Raw genomic sequence first — 19,501 nt, forward strand, 5'->3', positions numbered from 1 at the left:
TCCAGGAGCAACGCGGGATGGCCACGGGAGCAGCCTTCGGCAGCTGCTACGCAGAGAGGCCGAAGGCGCTGCGATAGGTCAGGGCTTGCGCTTGCGCGGGCCGGTGTTGAACACGGGCACCTTGCGCACCGGCTTGGCCGCCGGGGCGACGTTTTCGGTGGGGGTGTCGCCGCTGTCCAGCCATTTGCCCAGGGTGCGCTTGCCGCCGGTGACCTTGGGTTTCTTCGGCTTTTTCGGTTTCTTCAGCACTTCGCCGCTGGCGTTGGTTTCCGGCACCCGGTGATCAGGCTCGAAACCCTGCTCTTCGGTGCGCTTGAGGGTCTGGCGGGTCAGCACTTCGATGGCCGACAGCAGCTGCACTTCGTCGGCGCACACCAGCGAGATCGCCTCGCCCGTCAGGCCGGCACGGCCGGTGCGGCCGATGCGGTGCACGTAGTCTTCGGCGACGATGGGCAGGTCGAAGTTGACCACGGTAGGCAGGTCATCGATGTCCAGGCCGCGGGCAGCCACGTCGGTGGCCACCAGAATCTGCACTTCATTGGCCTTGAAGCGGTCCAGGGCGCGCTGGCGCGTGGCCTGGGGCTTGTCGCCGTGGATGCCGTCGGCGTTGATGCCCAGGCCCTGCAGGCGTTCCACCAACGCGTCGACACCGTTGCGGGTCTTGGCGAACACCAGGGTCTGCTTCCACTTCAGGCGCTTGAGCAGGTGGATGAACAGCTCGGGCTTGCGCTTCTTGTCCACGGTCACCACCCACTGCTTCACGGAAGCAGCGGCGACGTTGCGCGGGCTGACTTCGATGCTCAGCGGGTTGTTGAGCATCTGCCCGGCCAACAGGCGGATGGCGTCAGAGAAGGTGGCGGAGAACAGCAGGGTCTGGCGCTTTTTCGGCAGCGCGGCGTAGATATCACGCAGCTCTTCGGCGAAGCCCAGGTCGAGCATGCGGTCGGCCTCGTCCAGCACCAGGGTTTCCAGCTGGCTGAACTTGACCGCGTTCTGGCGGTACAGGTCGAGCAGGCGGCCCGGGGTGGCCACCAGCAGGTCGACGCCCTTGCGCAGTTTCATCATCTGCGGGTTGATGCTGACGCCGCCGTACACCGCGTAGGTGCTCAGCGGCAGGTGCTGGCCGTATTCCTGGATGTTGGCGTGCACCTGCTCGGCCAGCTCGCGGGTCGGCACCAGCACCAGCGCGCGCACCGAGTTGCTGGCCACTTTCGGGCCTTCCATGGTCAGGCGCTGCAGCATCGGCAGGGCGAAGCCGGCGGTCTTGCCGGTGCCGGTCTGGGCCGCGGCCATCAGGTCGCGGCCGGCCAGCACGGCCGGGATGGCCTGGGCCTGTACTGGCGTCGGGGTCTGGTAGCCGAGGGTTTCCAGGGCGCGCAGCAGGGGTTCGATCAGGCCAAGGGTGGCGAATGTCATCAGGGGTACCGTAAGGTCAAGTTCTGCAATGGTGCGCAGTTTACCTTGTCGGCGCCTGTTGCGGTTCGCCGGCGTTCAACCGCGCTGCTTGCGCAGGGCCTCGCCGATCTTAGCCGCGGGGATCTTCTGCAAGGTGCAGAACAGGTCGTGACCGACGTTGCTCAGGCCGTGGGTGCTGCGTAGCTCGCCGGCCAGGTGCTGGATCAGGTTGGCGGCCATCTCGGCGTCGGCCATGGCCCGGTGGGCGGTGCCGGTGTTCGGCAGGCCGGCCCACTGGGTCAGGGTGCCGAGCTTGTGGTTCGGCGCCGCCGGCATCAGGCGGCGGGCCAGCAGCATCGAGCAGGCGAAGCGCTGGCGGCGCTCGCGGCGCAGCAGGCCCAGTTCAAAGTCCCAGAACCGTTGGTCGAATGAGGCGTTGTGCGCCAACAGCGGCGTGTCACCGACGAAATCCGCCACCTCGTTCATCACCTGGGCCACTGGCGGCGCGCTGCGCACCATGGCGGTGGTGATGCCGGTCAGGCTGGCGACGAAGCCCGGCACTGCGACGCCGGCGTTCATCAGGCTCTGGTAACGGTCCACGATCTGCCCGCCCTCGAGCATCACCACGGCGATTTCAGTGGCGCGGCAGTAGGCGTTCGGCGAGATGCCGGTGGTTTCAAAGTCGATGACGGCAATACGTTCCAAAAACAACTCCAGGGGTTCAGTTCTTGAGCAGCAACGCGCCTTCGATGGGCACGTAGCGGCTGGCAGCGCGGATCAGTGAATTGGCGGTGAGCCCCGGCACGCCGTAGGCCACGGCGGTGACGCCGTGCTTGCTGATGATGCGTTCGAGCAGCAGGTCGAAGTCGCCGTCGCCGGAGGCCAGCACCACTTCGTCGACGCGGTCGGCGGCGTCCATGATATCGATGGTAATGCCCACGTCCCAGTCGCCCTTGGCCGAACCGTCGCTGCGCTGGATGTACGGCTTGAGTTTTACCGTGAAGCCCAGGTTGCGCAGGATCTGCTGGAACTGCTGCTGTTTGCTGTCACCACGGTCGATGGCATAGGCGTAGGCCTCGACGATCTGCCCGCCCTTGCTGATGTCAGCCCACAGGGCGGCATAGTTGAAGTGGCAACCATACGCCTGACGAACGGTGTAATAGAGGTTTTGTACATCGGCGAACACCGCGATTCTTTTCACCGCACATCCTCGTGGCGCCAAAGCGCTCGACCTTGATCAGGCCGTCAGTATGCCAGTTGCAACGCGGGTGCTGGGAATTGTCTGGCGAAACGGCCCGCCAGGGGGTGGCGGGCCGCCTGCCGAGGGGGTCAGACGAAGGTGTCGTCGTCGTCGAAGAAGCTGCCGCCGCTATCGTCGTTGAAGTCGGAGTCAGCGAAGCCGCCGCCGTTGTCGCCGCCCCACGAATCGTTGTTGGCGAAGCGCTCGGACTCGTTGCCCCAGCCGCCCTGGTCCTGCATCGGCACTGGCTCTTGCAGCACTTCGACGATTTCCTGGGGCTGGTTGTTGTGGTGGAACAGGCTGCTGATGCCTTCGGCCAGCATCACGCCACCGGCCACGCCGGCTGCGGTCTGCAGGGCGCCACGCATGAAGCCGCCAGCGGCTGGAGCCGCCTGTTGTGGCGGCGGTGGCGGCGCGTACTGCGGCTGTTGCGGCGGTTGCTGGTACTGCTGGTTGCCAGGTTCGCGCCAGCCGCCGGAGGACTGCGGGGCCGGGGCGGATTCACGGGAACCGCCACCGAAAATGCTCGACAGGAAACCGCCGCTCTGTTGCGGCTGTTGCTGGGCGGCAGCGGCCTGGGCCTGGGCTTGCGCCAGGTCGGCCTGCAGTTTCTTCACCTGCTCGTCCATGCGCTTGAGGGCCGCTTCCTGTACCAGGATGGCCTGGGCCATGTAATAAGGTACTGCCGGTTGCGCGGCCACATGTTCCTTGATCCGCTCGAACGCCTGGGCGTCGCGTGGGGCTGCTCCCGTTTCGGCTTGCTTGAGCCGGGTAAACAGACCATCGATCAGGGTTTGCTCTTCGCTGTTCATGGCGACCTCGTTAGATTGCCGGTAAAAATTCGGCCCGGCCCGGTATGGGCGGCCTGCGTACAAAATGGGGCACGTGCATGACGGTTTCAATGGTAGCGCCCCATGAAACTTCCTTCAGGCAGCGACACGCCAGCGCGGTTGGAGCCACCTGGCGCATGGGCTAAAGTGTCGGCCTGCTTTGACTACTGCGATACCGACTGATGAACCCCTTGAGCGTACTGCGCGACTCCCTGTATTTCTTCCGCCGCAACCTGCTGGCCATTGCCCAGCTGTGCCTGCCACTGGTGGTGCTGGAAGCCCTGGCCACCCAGATGGTGCAGCACACGGTGGGCGAAGACGCCTCTCCCATGTATGACATCATCGTGGGCCTGCTGTTCTACCCGCTGTACACCGGCGCGCTGATTCTGTTCCTCGACGCCCGCAGCAAGGGCCTGCAGCCGCTCAAGCGCAACCTGCTGGCCGTAACCCTGCGCCTGTGGCCATTCTTCGCCGTGCTGGCGGCGAGCAGCACCGTGCTGATCATGCTCGGCCTGTCGCTGTTCGTGCTGCCGGGCGTCTACGTCATGATCAGGCTGGTGTTCGCCGAGTATCTGCTGGTGTTGCGCGGCCTGACGCCCATGGCGGCCATGCGCGACAGCTTCCAACTGACCCAGGGGCACTTCGTGCGCATCCTGATCTGCGTGTTCGGCGCGCTGATACCGTTGTGGGCCATCGACCTGGTCAGCAATTCGGTGTGGCCCGAGCCCAGCAACTGGCAGGCGCTGCTGCTGGACAGCGTCAACGGCTTCCTGCAACTGTTCACCAGCGTGGTGCTGTACCGCCTGTTCATGCTGCGCGTGGGCGACACGACCCAGCCCTGAGGCTTGGGCGCGGCGCCTGGCTCGGTTATGCTCCGGTGATACCGCGAAGCCAAAGCCGAGCCCATGACCCGACTCCTGCGCAACACCCTGCTGGTACTGGTGGCCCTGGCGCTGCTGCTGGGCATCCTGGCCTACACCCTGACCTGGCACCCGCCCCAGCGCGAGAAGCTCGCCAACATGTGCCGCGGGCCGGCGCCGCAACTGGTGCCGGGCCAGGCCGTGAAGGTGATGACCTGGAACGTGCAGCACCTGGCGGGCAAGCAGTACGTGTTCTGGAACGACCTGCCCGATGGCAGCGGCCCGGACGACCGCGCCACCGCCGAGGACCTGGCCTATAACCTCGATGAGGTGGCCCGGGTGATTCGCGATGAACAGCCCGACCTGGTGCTGCTGCAGGAGCTGGACGACGGCGCCAAGGCCAGCGACTACCAGGACCAGCTGACCCTGCTGCGCGCACGCATCGTCGACCTGTACCCGTGCAGCGTCGAGGCCTTCGACTGGAAGGCCGACTTCATCCCCAACCCGCATATCCTCGGCAGCGTCGGGCGCAAGCTGGCGACCCTGAGCCGCTTCCAGATCGTGCAGGCCGAGCGCCAGCAACTGCCCCAGGCCGAAGGCCATTGGCTGACCGCACCCTTTGCCCCGCGCCGCGCGCTGCTGACCAGCTACCTGCCGATCCAGGACGGCGGCCAGCTGGCGGTGCTCAACACCAACCTGGATGGCCCTGTACCGGGCGAGGATACCCAGGGCCGGCAGATGCAGGCCATTCTCAAGCGCATCGACCGCATGGAAAGCCACGGCACGCCGTGGCTGCTGGGCGGCGACTTCAACGCCCTGCCCCTGGGCCAGGCGTTGCGCCTGCCGCTCGCGCAGCGCAATGCGTATCCGGCAGACAGCCCCCTGCATCTGCTGTGGGACCGCTATCCGATGATCCCGGCCAACACCGAAGCCAGCGGCGAGGACCGCAGCGACTGGTTCACCCACTACCCCAACGACCCGGCGATACCGGCGCCCGACCGCACCCTGGACTACCTGTTCCACAGCCCCAAGCTCAAGCGCATCGAGGCGCGGGTGCGGCAGGATGACACCGAGGAGATCTCGGATCACCTGCCGCTGACGGCGCGGCTTTTATTGCCGCCCCCCGCCCCCTGACGATCGATACCCGTGTGGGAGCTGGCTTGCCAGCGAGCTTTTAGGGCCTCAACAGCTCGCTGGCAAGCCAGCTCCCACATGGGGTTATTTGCGGGGTTTGATGCGGGCGGTGGCTTCGGCGATCAATGGGTCGTCCGGCCAGTAGTGCTTGGGGTAGCGGCCCTTGAGGTCTTTCTTCACCTCGGCGTAGGTGCTGCGCCAGAAGTTGGCCAGGTCCTGGGTCACCTGCACCGGCCGCCGCGCCGGCGACAACAGGTGCAACAGCACCTGCTGGCGGCCGTTGGCGATGCGCGGGGTTTCGGCCAGGCCGAACAGTTCCTGCAGGCGCACCGCCAGGATCGGCGGCACTTCGCTGTAGTCCAGGCGCACGTTGCTGCCCGACGGCACGGTCAGATGCTGCGGCGCCAGCTCGTCCAGGCGCTGGGGCAGCGGCCACGGCAAGGCGTTGCGCAGGATCGAGGACAGGTCCAGGTTGCCGAAGTGGCTCAGGCGCGTGACCTTGCCCAGGTAGGGTTCCAGCCAGGCTTCGAGGTTGGCCAGCAATGCCAAGTCGCTGACGTCCGGCCATTCGCTGCTGCCGCTGCCGGCCAGGTCCAGCTGGCGCAGCAGGTTCACCCGCGCCTGCCACTGGCGCAGCTCCGGGGTCCACGGCAACAGCTCCAGGCCCTTGCGCCGCACCAGGCCCACCAGCGCCCTGGCCCGCGCGGCGTCGTCCAGGCCCGGCAACGGCTCGCGGCTGAGCACCAGCTCACCGACCTTGCGCTGGCGCTCGGCGCGCAGCACACCCTCGCGCTCGTCCCACTCCAGCTGGTCGACCTGGCGCACCTGCTCGGCCAGCACGCCGTCGAGCAGCCCGGCGTCGAAGTCGGTGGCCAGGTAGATGCGCTCTTCGCGCTGGCCCTGGCGGCTGCCCAGGTCGGCGATGACAATCCACTCGTGCTTCATCAGCGCATCCGGCTCGCCGAACTGCGCGGCGCGGCCGTTGGCCAGGCGGTATTCGCCACCACCGGCACGTCGTTGTTGCGCCACGCGGTCGGGATCGGCCAGCGCCAACAGCGCGCCCAGCCAGCGCGGGTGCTCGGGATCGGCCACAGGCGCGCTGGCGTCGCCGCGCAGGTAGCCACGGTATTGCCGTGCCAGCTGGCGCACTCGCTGCACCCCGCCCTGGCTGCCGCGCGCGCCGCGCTGCTCGCCGGACACCAGGCCCAGGCGGCTGTGCAGGTCGGCGCCGGCGCCACGCAGGATGTCGCGCTCGCCCGGCAGCGCCGCCACGTCACACGCCAAGCCAGCCAAGCCCAAGGCCTGCCCACGCAGCAGCAGATGGGCGATGCGCGGGTGGGCCGGCAGTTGCGCCATGGCCTCGCCGTGTCTGGTCAGCGCCGTGGCGCCCGGTTCGGCCAGCGCCCCCAGGCGCACCAGCAGGTCCAGCGCCTGGCCGTAGGCCGCCGCCGGTGGCAGGTCGAGCCAGCTCAGCTGCTCCGGGGTCACGCCCCAGCGGCTCAGTTGCAGCGCCAGCCCGGCCAGGTCGGCCTGGAGGATCTCGGCCGCGCCATAGGCCGCCAGTTGTTCATGCTGGGCCTCGGACCACAGCCGGTAGCACACGCCCGGCTCCAGGCGCCCGGCCCGGCCGGCGCGCTGGGTGGCGCTGGCGCGGGAGATGCGCTGGGTGTCCAGGCGGGTCATGCCGCTGCCAGGGTCGAAACGCGGCACCCGCGCCAGGCCGGCATCCACCACCACGCGCACGCCGTTGATGGTCAGGCTGGTCTCGGCGATGTTGGTGGCCAGCACCACCTTGCGCTTGCCCGCCGGCGCCGGGTCGATAGCCGCGCGCTGGGCGTTGAGGTCCAACTCGCCGTGCAAGGGGCACAGCAACACGTTGCCATCTTCACCCAGGGCGTCGGCCAGCTGCTGGTGCACGCGACGGATCTCGGCCTGGCCGGGCAGGAACACCAGCAGGCTGCCGCTCTCGTCGTTGAGCGCTTCCAGCACGGTGTTGACCACCCGCGGCTCGATGAACTCGCCCGGCTGGAACGGCCGCCCCCAGCGCATGGCCACCGGGAACATGCGCCCTTCGCTGCGCACCACCGGCGCATCGTCGAGCATGGCCGCCAGGCGCTCGCCTTCCAGGGTTGCCGACATCAGCAAAATCTTCAGCGGCGGCTCGTCGCGCAGCAGCGCGCGGCCGTTGAGGCTCAGGGCCAGGGCCAGGTCGGCGTCGAGGCTGCGTTCGCAGAATTGACCGATTGCACCATCCCGTCACAATGTCAAAAAGCCCTAGATAGAGCGTTAAAAGCGACATTATGCGAGCGATTAGAAATTGACGATTATCAAAAAAACCGCCTCGTTGGCGAACTATCCGTACAAAGCCCTAGCACCGGAAGTTGTAGAACTGCTTGAAAGTACATTTAAGAGGGTTAGCAGGACCGCTAGCCACACCACCGCCCTTAAGCTACTCGAATGCTATTTCGACCTGCAAAACGCCCAGGCCACCTACCCTGATCTCTCCAGCCCCAAATACTTGGATTTGGTCAGGGGATTCATGGGTGCCCTGATGAGTGACGTCTTTGTGGAAATGCACGCTGCCTCGCGCCGCCCCATGGCTCGCCTCATGGCTGTTGCTCATCAGGCTCTTTGCGAGGAGATCCCCGCAATGGAACGGGTGGAACATGACCGTGTGAGCATGGAGCGATACGATGGTATCTGGCAGGAGCATCGTTCGAAACTATGCCCAATACGCATGCAATATTGGAATGGGTGGATTGCAGAAAGCTCTAAAGGCCAAAATTATTACCTTGCCCTTGCAGATCTCTGGACAAGCCATGGTCAAAGTTTTACCGAGGATTATTTCCATCAGTGGCAACAACATTTTAAAAAACTCGCACGGCCTCCATGCTCCTTAGTCAACAGACTGGCACAGTTTCTTTCAGCCAACAGTAATGACTGGCCCGCTGTAACATTCCAGCACCCTCAAATGATAAAAGCATTTTTCCTTGCCTTCATGAAAACCTTCTTTATAGATCTACATACTCGCGGACTTACAATTAATCCAAAAATTTTGTATTGGACTAATTTTATGTCGACCTGTGAGGAAATTTTCATAGAGACCGGCAAGTGGGCAACTCCCTACCAAGGCGGCTTGCCTAAACCAAAGTCAAGGCCTGACCTCGGCCATGACAGCAGAAAGAAAATGGGGGAGGACGGCATACTGGTGCATGAAAAATTAATCACACCTATCCCTCTAAATCTTACTGATGAAGAAGCAATTGAGATTTTATTCAGCAGAATTCACACAGATATTACAATCATAAAAAGCTGGGCTCTCGATCAGAGTTCAAAACTCATTAGCAGTGCTCGTCTGCGAAAGAAGATCGCCGAAACAGGTACCCCAATTAGCTCCGGGATGTCAGCAAAAACCATAGCTGAAATCGCCCCAGAGGATATTTTCGCCACATTTGAAAAAGATGGTTTCCAACGAGGCGAAGATTATCTGCTTACGCGCTTTGGAAAAGATAGCGTCAGAAAAACTGCCGAATTATTGGGATTACCAACAGCTAACAGCCTTCATCCTTATATGTTCCTCCTAGTAAGCGAGCACCCAGAAATCACACCAGGCTTTCTTAACAAATTTCAGCTCCAACATGACAACGGGGACTACATAGGCTACATCAAGTCGAACAACGGCGCAAAGCTAGTAGGTTACAAAGATCGAAGAGGCAGTAAGCTGAGCGAGCAAGTTATCGATCTCAATGAAAACTCCCAGCGATGGATTGAGGAGATCATTGAAATCACAGCACCGCTCAGAAAGGCTCTTCGTGACGAGGGAAGCCCTATTTGGAAGGAGCTTTTCATCACTTGCGGCCAAGGATTTGCTCCTCCATCAAGTTCCAAACAGCCCCTTTGGGGTCGAGCTAGATTGAAATCGCATAGCCACTTACGTGAAGGCCTGCTTAATCAATTTGCTCCATATAAAGAAATGATTCCCTGCGACATACTACTTTTCTTGGAAAGGGTTTCCCTCTCATCTTTCCGATCCTCATGCGGTGCTGAGGTGTACCTTCGGACGAAAAGTGTTACGGAAATGGCAAAAGCTTTGGGTCATGCCAGCTATAATACAGCCCTATTGAGAAGATATCTTCCTGAAGCAATTCTGTCTTTCTTTCAAACCAGGTGGATCAGAATTTTCCAACGCAGCATGATCTGTGAAGCCATGAAGGATAGTCCACACCTGTTGGATGCTACAAGTTTTGAAAGCATGCACGATTTGCACTCCTTCCTCCAAAATCACGCACTTAAAGATATGCCTCATCACCTGAGAAACCCAGAGAACAAGCCAAGCGATAAAAAGACCACATCACAAAATAGCCGGGTCTACATATCAATTAATGCAGGGATCATGACGGCTCTCCTTTCGTTAGAAGCCGCCGTTAAAACTGCCGACCAAGAACAAAATGTTTGCGGCAGAGCTAGGTATTGGGCCGAAGTCTCCAAATACATAAGCGAAGAGATCGAGCGTGGTCATGATAGCTTACTGAAAGAGCATCTGAACACCGCAAAAGCTCATTGCAATCCAAACCGAATGAAAAAGATCATATATGCAACTGCCGGCTGAGCTCGACTTTTTGGAACCATTTTTCGTTGAACCAAGTATTGCACTAAGGCACGCAGATTGGTTGCTCAGTGCGTTCGATGACAATATTTGGAAGTATAGCTTTGGCTTCGCAAAGCCTAAAAGCATTGATTGGAACGTCCTGCTTGATGATAGCAGTCGCCTTACTGAACCTAAAAACAATGACTTGTTAAAAGGATTCAAATACTACCTTTCAGGCTCTACTTATTCTCTCGACCAGTCTGGCTCCGGCACCGGATCGCCTGCAACAAGGGCTATCGATTTTAACCATGCCTTGGACATTATCGATTTTTTGTTACTCAACGCTAAGACCTTTCAATTGGCTAAGTATGGTTTTGCTGGCTTGGGCAGGGACGCACTTAAGACTATTTTATCTGAAATCTGCTCAAGCAAATTCGCAGCAGAGGCAGTGTATGGCTGGAGTAAGAGGTTATCGCTTTTCTGCTTGAACCTCACCCTCAATACGAGCGCAAGCCAAATTGACCACACACTCAAAGAGCTCCCTCACCTAGATGTTGTCACTCCAGACCAAGCTGAGAATAATACACTTGAGATCCCGTTGGAAATGATCCCTCGTGTTCGTGCGGCCTTGCATTTGAACGGTTTCTATAGACACTCCGCGAAAGGCTACAACGCCAACTCTATAAAAATTTCTAAAATCATCTACCGCGACACACTGAAAGGTCGCCACGAACTAAAACCGGCAATCGAAATTCTTACCACGAAAGAGCACGAACTATTTAACCGAGAGCTGCTCCCAATACCGGTAAATACTGGCAAAGCTGAAACGATATGTGACTCCAACTACTACGGGTATAAGAGAATTCTTTATAGTCTTGGCAACCTTCATGAAGTTGGATTGCCTGCACCATCTATAAGCGACCTAGCCGCCGTGAAGCATTTTATGGTTGATACAGGTAAGCGGGGTAGGTTTAGGACTCTACCTTCACGGGTGGTATTCAGCGCGATAAGGAATGCGATTGAATTTCATGTAAAACATGGCAAAACGCTGATTAGTGGCTTATGCAAAATCGCACTGCACTGCAAAGTAAATGGCATAAAAACTGGTGAGCTTGACGACCATTCAGTATGTCACATTATTGGTGAAGACCTTCGAAAGCTTGGGGTTAAGCACCTTGGGCTGTCTCGGCGGGCAGTAGGCAGTGGCTACCGTTGCCGTGTTAAGAAGTCAGTCTCTGAGTATTACTTAGACCTCCGAGCCAACAAAGGCCTACTTGAACTTATCAAAGTTTATATCGGGAGCGCCCAGATCGTTGTCGGAGCCCTAATGGGTCGTCGAGTAGGAGAACTTCAGGAGCTTCACGCATCCAATTGCCTAGATATTTCTGAGCAATGGCTTGTATTTCAAAATCGGAAAAGCACTTCCAATCTCTTCGGAGTTCGTCAGGTTGAGGTCAGACCCATTGAGCCCATTGCGACTCAAATGGTTAAAAATCTTGTTCGAATGCAAAAAATCCTGAAACGCTTAGGATTTATTGATGAACCAATGGAAGTATTCAGCAGCCCATCAATTAATTGCGCTTTAACTCTCGCGAGATCTAACGCACACAACTACAATCAAAACCTTGATTTCTTCTGCGATTACTTTGAAACCGAAAAAAATGAAAATGGCAATCGCTACTACATTCGCCAACATCAGCTCAGACGATTCTTTGCGATGCTATTCTTCTACTCAAGCAGCTTCGGCGGTCTCGAAACCTTACAGTGGATGCTTGGGCACACCGACGTCCAACATGTGTGGAATTACATCACTGAAGCAATAGATGGAGCGACTCTTGCGGGCGCCAAAGTCCAGTATGTGGCTGAAGCTTTGCACAGCGGCGACATTGAAAACTACGAAAGCCTGGCTGCGTTAATTACCGCCCGCTATGGCACTGAGGATTTCACGCTCGCTGATACTAACGAACTGGAAGACTACCTCGCTGATCTGATGGAAGAGGGGGCGATTACCATCGAGCCCGATTTTTTCGAAGATGGCGATGGCCAACGCTTTAAAGTAATCGCAAAAGTCAAAGGGGTTGACGCATGAAGAAGGTTGATGCTCGCGTGGAGAGAAATAACTTGGCATTTAGTGTGCTTTTGGAGTTTCTTCATCAGGTCTATAACTCACCCGATAGTTTCAAGGACAATAAGGAGCTGATCCGGTCCCTCAAGAGCCAAGAGGCGACGGCGCGCCTGAACATCAGCTTCCAGGCGGGAGATACAGCCAAGACGACATCGCCCATGAGCTTGAATACGCTGAAGACCTATGCCGAGCGAAACGTCTCGACAGGGTTTGGTGGGTTTAACAGGCTACGTGTTTCAGCTCTGGAGGCAGTTGCAGCTGCCGAGCGTAGGGCGGAGCGCTCCAATAAGCGGACTAAGGTAGGGCTGACCCTGTGCGTTGAGGAGCTTGAGCACAAGCTCTCTGCGCTGCAGAAGACGAACATGGTGTTGTTACAGGCCCTTAATCGTGCCCTTGATGACATAAAAAGTGTTCGAGACGCATCCACCACAGGCGTCAGGGCGCTACGAGCGACGGAGGCAATCAAGGCGCTATCAGCAATCACATCGCTCAATGCCCCGCCATTTAACAGGCTTGCAAATCCAGATGAGAAGGCCGTCATTAACCTTGCCGAGTATCGATGATGAAAAAGGAGCCCCCTCATCAGCTTCACTCGCTCGTTGATGAGTTAACACTTTTTTCCCACATGGCGCTGGGTAGAATTGAAACCAATACTTTTAGCAGCGTCCCATTTATAACATGGCCAAATGGTTTTCCATGTATTCCAGCGAATCTCTTCATATTGTCTCTGCTTGAGCGTGCAGGTCGCGGCGGCAAGCGTGGTCTATCTACTCGAGGCTCTAAGGGAGGCTCACTTGGTGAATACGCGTCTAAAATAGGTCAACTGATCCGCTATTGCTATTACAAAAACATAGATCTCATACACCTCACAGATTCGACCTTCACGACTTTCATTGATTCATTGAGAGTCGAGAAGTCCCCTATCTACCCAACCGCCAGGAAAAAGTCTGAGCCGACCATTCTAGCGATTGGCCGCCTTTGCCTGGACTTTTTAGAGTTTGTGGGGCGACTCAATGGAAAACCGGAGTTCGTGGCGAAAGGTGGTACGATTCGAATAACCCATGAGACCTTCACCATTACGTCCCGCAATGGTCGAAGCATTAAGAAAAGCTATACCCACCATCATTCCCTTAGCCTAGGGGGACGGACACGAAGCGTATTCCCGATTTCAGACTCCAACATCAAGAAATTGACCGATGCCGTTGATACATTGCCCGGCTCTCGATTCGTTAACATGAGGCGAAAGATTATGCTTCTGCTCTTAGAGCATACGGGGGCTCGGCGAGGGGAAATTTCAAGAATCCGGGTCGAGGATATCCTGAGCGCATTTAATTCTGATAACCCAATGCTTCGATTGGAGACTTGGAAACAGGGAACCTCAAGCGAACGGTTGATTCCGATTCATAAAATGATGCTCAGCGATATAATTTCCTTCATCGATCTGCATCGCAGAAAGGTTGCAAAGAAATTCAACAAAGGTAAAAACGATGGTTTCTTGTTTATAGGTGAAACAACTGGTGAGGGCCTACTGCCGGATACAATCACGTCGGAGGTTACGGCTCTCAAAATAGCAGCAGGCGTTAAAGAGAAAATTTCTCCACATATGTTCAGGCACGCATTCATCACAAAAAAATTCGTGAGGATGATCAAAGAGCATGAGATGTCAAACTCCGATGAGTTCCGACGAGCACTTCTCGACGTCAAAGGCTTTATCGCGGAGGTCATGATGTGGACAGGACATCAATCGCTAGAGTCAGTAGAGCGTTACATCCACCTAGCCTTCAAGGAGATTACAGGTTATTCCGCGACAGTTTCTTCAGTGTATCTCACCAGTGCCATGGAGCTGTTTGATAGAAAACAGGAACAACTTATACAGCGATTAAAAAATAATTTAGCCGTAGAGGAATATGAAGCCGAACTGTTGAAGCTGAAGCGTTTGAGAGATGAGGACTTTGAGATTGCACGCAAGCTCTCTCCAACCTCCTGACACAGTGATCCACTTCGCGCCCCCGTTTTGGAAAATCATGTGGGACAAAATGGCTTAAGGTGCCGTTGTGGGGGCACTTTGACATGCGTTTTCGGCTTCCCCCTCCGGGGGGACGGCGTGAACCAAACCTCGGTTGCGCCCGGTTTTGGCCCACGGGCTTCCATCCGTAAGCGTTCGCCCGACTCACCTGGCGTAAGTCAGGCCGGCACCCACTGATGCGGTAGCAGCTGTCCGATCTCGTTTGCACGCTGCGTGGGCAGCGTTTCCACACATCTTTGAGATATGATTCTAGGGTGTGAACGTAGGTGCACAACGTCCGACTCTCGAAAACGCCTGCGTAAAGTGGTGGTAGGTATCATCCAGGTTCTTGAACAGTGCGAGCCCCGCCCACGCTTTCCCGAAAGGGATACAAGGAAATCTTGTTTCATGGAAAATGCACCAGAGAAAAATTCGGCTAACTTACTGCAGCCGCCCACGACATTTCGAGTGGCGGCGCGAACTATTATCCATCTGGGGCGAGAGCTCATCACCTCAGACGAGATTGCTATCAACGAACTGATAAAAAACGCTTTCGACGCGGGCTCTGAGGTGGTGGATGTCACCATCTGCTGCCCAGTTCCTACCGAATGGCTGTCCCAGCTAATTCGCCACTCACTGGAAAGTCAAGACGACTTCGAGGAAATCAGATCAGGGATTGTCCTCGCCCTTGAAGAGGCACGCCTCGATCGTGAATGCGGTCCTGCGACCGAAGCCCATGTAGACGCAAGCATAAACAGGCTTAATGCGTGTGAGACTCTCGAAGAAGCAGTTGAGATCTTAGAAGAAGTCAATTTTATAGAGGTTGCAGACACCGGCTGTGGAATTGAAGAGCGGGAGATCGTGCCGATTTTTCTCACGGTCGGTACCGATAACAGGCTGAGCAGCCCTAAACCGGATGGCCCAGATCAGTATCTGGGGAACAAGGGAATTGGCCGTCTGGCGATGATGCGGCTCGGACATCGTGCGCGGGTGACGACCTGGACCGAAGGTCAGCGGAGCGCTTACCAAGTGGAGTTCGACTGGCGCGAGTTTGATACCGCGGACCGGCAGATAAGTGATATCCCTTTAAACACCACCCGAGTACGAATAGAAAAGGACAGCGAATCCGGTACTCGCGTGCGCGTACTCGCGCTGCGCAGCGACTGGACTCAAGATGGCGAGCAGGCGACAAACCTGCAAACGTTTGTAAGGAGGCTGAGAAGTCCATTTTCGCCTGTTAGAAAATTTAAAATACGGGTGAAGATCAACGATGGGAAAGCGATGCCATTCCCCAAGCTCTCTGATGAAATCCGAAAGCTTGCAGATCAGCACCTGACACTCGAGTTCTTCCCGCAAAAAGCCTGGACGCTTAAGGACGCGGTATTGTCACTCACTTTAAAGACCGCAGCGGACGCAGAATCGGGAACACCTCAGCTACGCTCCGGTGAAGCGGTTCGTCGAATGTTAATCGACGTTACCAAAACGCGAGACAAAAGTGACGTACCTCTTGACTTGAAAACGCTTCAGGCCATTGGGCCGTTCAAGCTCAACATTCTGCGTTTTAACCGGCGAATACTCCGGGAAAAGGTCAAAACCGACTGGCCTTCGGTGAAAAAAGAGCTCGACTTGTGGGCGGGAGGAATCGCCATCTACAGAGATGGATTCCGAGTCGGGTTCACCGGCTCAGAGCGAGATGGCGACTGGCTGGGACTGGACAGCAAGGCCCTACGAGGAAGCGGTTACGTGGTGAACCGCATCCAAGTCATGGGCGCACTGGAAATCACTCACCGAGGCAACGACCAGCTGAAAGATCTCACCAACCGCGAGGGTCTGGTCTCGACCCCCGAAGCAGACATGCTCAAGGAGCTGTTGCTGCAAGTCGCCATTCAGCCTCTGCGGGCCCACGTTCAGGACGAAGATGAGAAGACCAAGCAGAAACAACTGGAACAACTGGTCAACGATGGAACGGCGACTTTGGCGGATCGACTGCTGCTCGCCAAGCAAGACGTCAACGCTCTGAAGGATGGAGTGCCAAAAGGTCTTAGATCGAGCGTATCGTCCCTCAATGAGCACCTGCACTTCATCACGACGCAGGTGAAAAAGTTTGAAACTGCCATCGAGAAGAGCAATGAAGGTCGCGAGGATATCCTAGAACTTGCGGGGATTGGTAATGTGATGCATGGCGTCATGCATGAACTCACTCGGACGACTGCCCAAACCCGACAGCTTATGCGTGAGTTGGCCCATAACGCCGACAGTGAAACTCAGGAGCTTCTCAACAAACTTGAGACAGAGATCCGAGCTATTAACGTGCGCTTGCAGCAAATGGATCCCCTTATGCCCGGGGCTCGCCACGTCAAGAAACAGATCGAAGTCGAAAAACTGACCAAGACGATCGTCAAGGGCTATGAAAGCTTGTTCGCTCGCAACAACATTGATTGCAGCATATCGGTCTCGCCTGCAGACGCTTCGCTGAGCGTCAAGATGGTACCAGGGTTCCTTAGCCTGGCACTGGAAAACCTGGTAAGTAATTCCACCTACTGGCTCGGGCAACGCGATGACCTACGCGAGCGCGGCCTCATCACGATCGAGATCGACGTCACCGCGAAAACCATCTCCTTTAGAGACAATGGCCCTGGTATCGACTACGCCGACAGAGACAGGGTTTTCCTGCCAGGGTTTAGTCTTCGAAAAGGCAAAGGGTATGGGTTGTACTTGGCTCGAGAGGTTTCCGAATATCACGATGGCCGGCTTTACCTCGACCCACAGACAGACGCTAACGGTCGTCTGCACACTTTTGTACTTGAACTTCCTAGGACGGAATGATGAGCGTTACTGAATTGCTAGTTGGTGCGGGTGTCACCCGCATCCTGATGGTTGACGACGACCTGAGAAATGCCCCCTCCCTATCCGATGTCAATGCATGCGCTCCGTCGGCCCAAGGGAACGTAGAGGCGATTTTGCAAGACCCAGACAACGACGCAACCGAATTTTTGGTTGCTTTGTTGCAACAGAATGATCGTCCCCACACCTCACTTACTGATCTATTTCAGGGCTTAGCGGACGACAGCATTCGAGAGCAGTGCCCGGAGGACCTGCGCAAACCTTACAACGACGCCCTGCGAGACCTTCGCGGATTTCAGGCGCCGTTACGTAAAATTCAGTCTTGGGTGAACGCTCCGGGGCAAATCGAACTGGCCACCTGCTCAAAAATTTCCGAGGTGGAGGAAAATTTCTACGACCTCCTCATCGTCGATTACTACCTCACGGATAACGAAGCCGGGCCCACCCGAGCATTCATCAAAGAGATGATCCAGAGGCACAAGGATTGCGCAAAACCGCTGTTGGTTATCCTGATGTCGTCAAACAAGGAAGGAGTCAGCAACGAACTATCGATGATAAGAGACGAGGTGAGCGCCTCGGCCTCGCGCTTCCGAATCCTCGTCAAACCCAGCAACGCCCAAGGCGAGCCGGAGCCGGTGGTAAAAGAGCGCTGGCTTCAAGCCCTCACTCAATTGGCGAACGAGCGAACGCTAATCCAACCAATCGAAAAATTCATCGCGGCTTGGGAAACCGGCCTGACTCTGGCCACTAAGACTATCATCAAGCGCCTGTACGAGCTCGACGCGAGCGCCTTTGCAATTTTGTCGGCGACGGCCAGCAACGACTCAATGTCCATCGAAGAATACATGGCGGATGTTCTGGCAAAACGTGTTTCAGCAGAAACCGAAGAGCACACCGACGTGTCCAATTTCACCATCGCATTGCAGCAAGCTTTGGCAGCGTCCGCAGCATCAGTTGGTCCGACGATCAATCAAGGCGTGGAAATAAAAAATGCTCAGCATGCTATTCGTCGATTGATGTCGGATGTAGTCTGGCATCGCTCGCCGTGGCATCAACCTCAAACCGAACTGCCCAGCAAAGAGATTTCGCCCCCCGAAGCTGAAGGACCTCAAGCGGAGGTGAAGGACTCACCTGAAGCGAAGACTGAGCCGACTGAAGAATTGCAACTCACGGCTCCCCCCCCCATACCCGAAGCAACTCAAGCCACAATTGACGATGTTACGCCGACGATGCAAAGCAACTCACCCTCTGAGCCGACCGTTGAAACGATCACTCTCGCGGCTGTGGAAGGAGTAGAAAAGCTGGCCGGACTAACGGAAGCCCGAATGGTCTGGATGAAAAGACATCTAAGGTTTGGCACCGTACTGCGCGAAAAAAATGGACTCAAGCGTTATTTTGTCAATATTACACAAGCTTGCGATGTTCAAAACGTAAAGCTCGCCGCCGTCAGCGATTACCATTATTTGTTCGTTCGTGGTGAAAAGCTTCCCGTGGATCGCGTCCCGCTAGGTGAGAAGATTTTTGAATCGCCATACTTTGCCCAAAGCTCAAACGTTGATGCGTTCTCCTCGTTTCATTGGAGCCTGCGACAACCCTTTACCCCGTCAATGGCCGACATACTTGATCGCTTAGAAGACTATTCGATCGAGGGTCAGCTACGAAACGAGAGTGCTTACGCGGTTCTGGCAAAGTTTCTCTCACAGGCTTCTCGAGTCGCCCAACTTCGGATGCCAAAGATCTATCGTTGCCCAATCCATATATTGAAATTCGGGGAAGACGGCTTGCAACCAATCACTTTCGATAGATCTTCGGAGATCTATGCGAGCTGTTGGGAGAAAAAACCAGGGATTTGGTGCAGCCAATTTCAGCTTGACGACGCTTATAGCATCGTGTGCGCTATGAGTAATGTGACCGAGGATATTCAGGCAAAATCAGTGGCTTGCTTGGGGCGCAGCAACCAATTTGATCTGAAGAAGGGTCATGTCATTAAGAAACTGGATGGTAATCGAGTGTACTTGGCACGCATGAAGGCAGATGTAGATATGGACGTCAGTGCTGTGATAGGTCAAATCACGAACAATCCAGCTTTAAAAAATGCGGCAGAGGGGGATTTCGTTGTTGTGGTGAGGACGGCGGAAGGCTTCACATGATCATGGCACCGCCCACACCCACTGCCATTCCAGCTTCCTCCGAGGTGTAAAGCTATGAATGACCCGGGAAGCTAGCCGACACGCGCGTTAGCAACTCCACCGCTCGGTCGTTATCGGTCACCGTGACGGCCGCTGTGGAGACTAAGAGAACGCACAAGCCACTGCAAGGCGCATTGTCACCTGGGATTTGGACGTTGTTTCGCCCGGAAGGGGAGCGAATGGCAATACACCATCATCAACCGGCCCCTCTCAAAGTCGGTCCATGTGCCCTCTGCTGCAACCTGTTCCTGACCCTATGACAAGACATTGCCCGCGTCCGAGGATACAATG

12 protein-coding genes and 1 pseudogene are annotated in these 19,501 nt (G+C 56.7%); 8 read left to right on the top strand and 5 right to left on the bottom strand.

Going from position 1 to position 19,501, the window contains the following annotated elements; all coding sequences use genetic code 11:
• Nucleotides 1–78: 78 nt before the first annotated feature.
• The 4 genes from AC0J42_RS27040 to AC0J42_RS27055 form a co-directional block, all read right to left on the bottom strand.
• Nucleotides 79–1,416 carry a DEAD/DEAH box helicase gene (locus tag AC0J42_RS27040; protein ID WP_416427031.1) on the bottom strand — a complete coding sequence of 446 codons (1,338 nt, stop codon included), beginning with the start codon at nucleotides 1,414–1,416 and terminating at the stop codon, nucleotides 79–81.
• Between the two features lie 75 nt (nucleotides 1,417–1,491).
• Nucleotides 1,492–2,100 carry a 3'-5' exonuclease gene (locus AC0J42_RS27045; protein WP_416427032.1) on the bottom strand — a complete coding sequence of 203 codons (609 nt, stop codon included), beginning with the start codon at nucleotides 2,098–2,100 and terminating at the stop codon, nucleotides 1,492–1,494.
• Between the two features lie 16 nt (nucleotides 2,101–2,116).
• The gene (locus AC0J42_RS27050; RefSeq protein WP_416427033.1) at nucleotides 2,117–2,596 is read right to left on the bottom strand and encodes a LabA-like NYN domain-containing protein; all 480 of its coding nucleotides are present in this window, start codon (nucleotides 2,594–2,596) and stop codon (nucleotides 2,117–2,119) included.
• A gap of 128 nt (nucleotides 2,597–2,724) precedes the next feature.
• Nucleotides 2,725–3,447 (bottom strand): DUF2076 domain-containing protein, encoded by a 723-nt coding sequence (locus AC0J42_RS27055; RefSeq protein ID WP_473004568.1) that lies wholly within the window; start codon nucleotides 3,445–3,447, stop codon nucleotides 2,725–2,727.
• A 200-nt stretch (nucleotides 3,448–3,647) separates the two neighbouring features.
• On the opposite strand from AC0J42_RS27055, the gene AC0J42_RS27060 reads away from it, so the two are divergent.
• Nucleotides 3,648–4,307 (top strand): YciC family protein, encoded by a 660-nt coding sequence (locus AC0J42_RS27060; RefSeq protein WP_473004569.1) that lies wholly within the window; start codon nucleotides 3,648–3,650, stop codon nucleotides 4,305–4,307.
• A gap of 63 nt (nucleotides 4,308–4,370) precedes the next feature.
• On the top strand, nucleotides 4,371–5,459 hold the full coding sequence (locus AC0J42_RS27065) for an endonuclease/exonuclease/phosphatase family protein (protein WP_473004570.1): 1,089 nt from the start codon (nucleotides 4,371–4,373) through the stop codon (nucleotides 5,457–5,459).
• Between the two features lie 84 nt (nucleotides 5,460–5,543).
• Here AC0J42_RS27065 and hrpB read toward each other — a convergent pair.
• Nucleotides 5,544–7,697 (bottom strand): annotated as a pseudogene (gene hrpB, locus AC0J42_RS27070) (ATP-dependent helicase HrpB); the annotation flags it as partial.
• A 79-nt stretch (nucleotides 7,698–7,776) separates the two neighbouring features.
• On the opposite strand from hrpB, the gene AC0J42_RS27075 reads away from it, so the two are divergent.
• The 6 genes from AC0J42_RS27075 (at nucleotide 7,777) to AC0J42_RS27100 (ending at nucleotide 19,171) form a co-directional block, all read left to right on the top strand.
• Nucleotides 7,777–10,068 (top strand): hypothetical protein, encoded by a 2,292-nt coding sequence (locus AC0J42_RS27075; RefSeq protein ID WP_473004571.1) that lies wholly within the window; start codon nucleotides 7,777–7,779, stop codon nucleotides 10,066–10,068.
• Complete coding sequence (locus AC0J42_RS27080; RefSeq protein ID WP_473004572.1) at nucleotides 10,052–12,136, top strand: integrase; 2,085 nt, start codon at nucleotides 10,052–10,054, stop codon at nucleotides 12,134–12,136. Before AC0J42_RS27075 ends, AC0J42_RS27080 begins: the two co-directional genes overlap by 17 nt.
• Nucleotides 12,133–12,735 (top strand): hypothetical protein, encoded by a 603-nt coding sequence (locus AC0J42_RS27085; protein WP_473004574.1) that lies wholly within the window; start codon nucleotides 12,133–12,135, stop codon nucleotides 12,733–12,735. The genes AC0J42_RS27080 and AC0J42_RS27085 overlap by 4 nt, the downstream gene beginning before the upstream one ends.
• On the top strand, nucleotides 12,735–14,159 hold the full coding sequence (locus AC0J42_RS27090; protein WP_473004575.1) for a tyrosine-type recombinase/integrase: 1,425 nt from the start codon (nucleotides 12,735–12,737) through the stop codon (nucleotides 14,157–14,159). The genes AC0J42_RS27085 and AC0J42_RS27090 overlap by 1 nt, the downstream gene beginning before the upstream one ends.
• 426 nt (nucleotides 14,160–14,585) lie before the next feature.
• On the top strand, nucleotides 14,586–17,003 hold the full coding sequence (locus AC0J42_RS27095; RefSeq protein ID WP_473004576.1) for an ATP-binding protein: 2,418 nt from the start codon (nucleotides 14,586–14,588) through the stop codon (nucleotides 17,001–17,003).
• On the top strand, nucleotides 17,003–19,171 hold the full coding sequence (locus tag AC0J42_RS27100) for a hypothetical protein (RefSeq protein ID WP_473004577.1): 2,169 nt from the start codon (nucleotides 17,003–17,005) through the stop codon (nucleotides 19,169–19,171). Before AC0J42_RS27095 ends, AC0J42_RS27100 begins: the two co-directional genes overlap by 1 nt.
• The last annotated feature ends 330 nt before the right edge of the window (nucleotides 19,172–19,501 follow it).

This window comes from Pseudomonas sp. Tav-5-1A, assembly GCF_055755055.1.

Excerpts from the sequence above, each read along its gene's own strand:
- AC0J42_RS27080 (WP_473004572.1), top strand. The coding sequence starts at position 10,052 with ATGCAACTGCCGGCTGAGCTCGACTTTTTGGAACCATTTTTCGTTGAA.
- AC0J42_RS27060 (WP_473004569.1), top strand. The coding sequence starts at position 3,648 with ATGAACCCCTTGAGCGTACTGCGCGACTCCCTGTATTTCTTCCGCCGC.
- AC0J42_RS27100 (WP_473004577.1), top strand. The coding sequence starts at position 17,003 with ATGAGCGTTACTGAATTGCTAGTTGGTGCGGGTGTCACCCGCATCCTG.
- AC0J42_RS27090 (WP_473004575.1), top strand. The coding sequence starts at position 12,735 with ATGAAAAAGGAGCCCCCTCATCAGCTTCACTCGCTCGTTGATGAGTTA.
- AC0J42_RS27095 (WP_473004576.1), top strand. The coding sequence starts at position 14,586 with ATGGAAAATGCACCAGAGAAAAATTCGGCTAACTTACTGCAGCCGCCC.
- AC0J42_RS27085 (WP_473004574.1), top strand. The coding sequence starts at position 12,133 with ATGAAGAAGGTTGATGCTCGCGTGGAGAGAAATAACTTGGCATTTAGT.
- AC0J42_RS27055 (WP_473004568.1), bottom strand. The coding sequence starts at position 3,447 with ATGAACAGCGAAGAGCAAACCCTGATCGATGGTCTGTTTACCCGGCTC.
- AC0J42_RS27040 (WP_416427031.1), bottom strand. The coding sequence starts at position 1,416 with ATGACATTCGCCACCCTTGGCCTGATCGAACCCCTGCTGCGCGCCCTG.
- AC0J42_RS27065 (WP_473004570.1), top strand. The coding sequence starts at position 4,371 with ATGACCCGACTCCTGCGCAACACCCTGCTGGTACTGGTGGCCCTGGCG.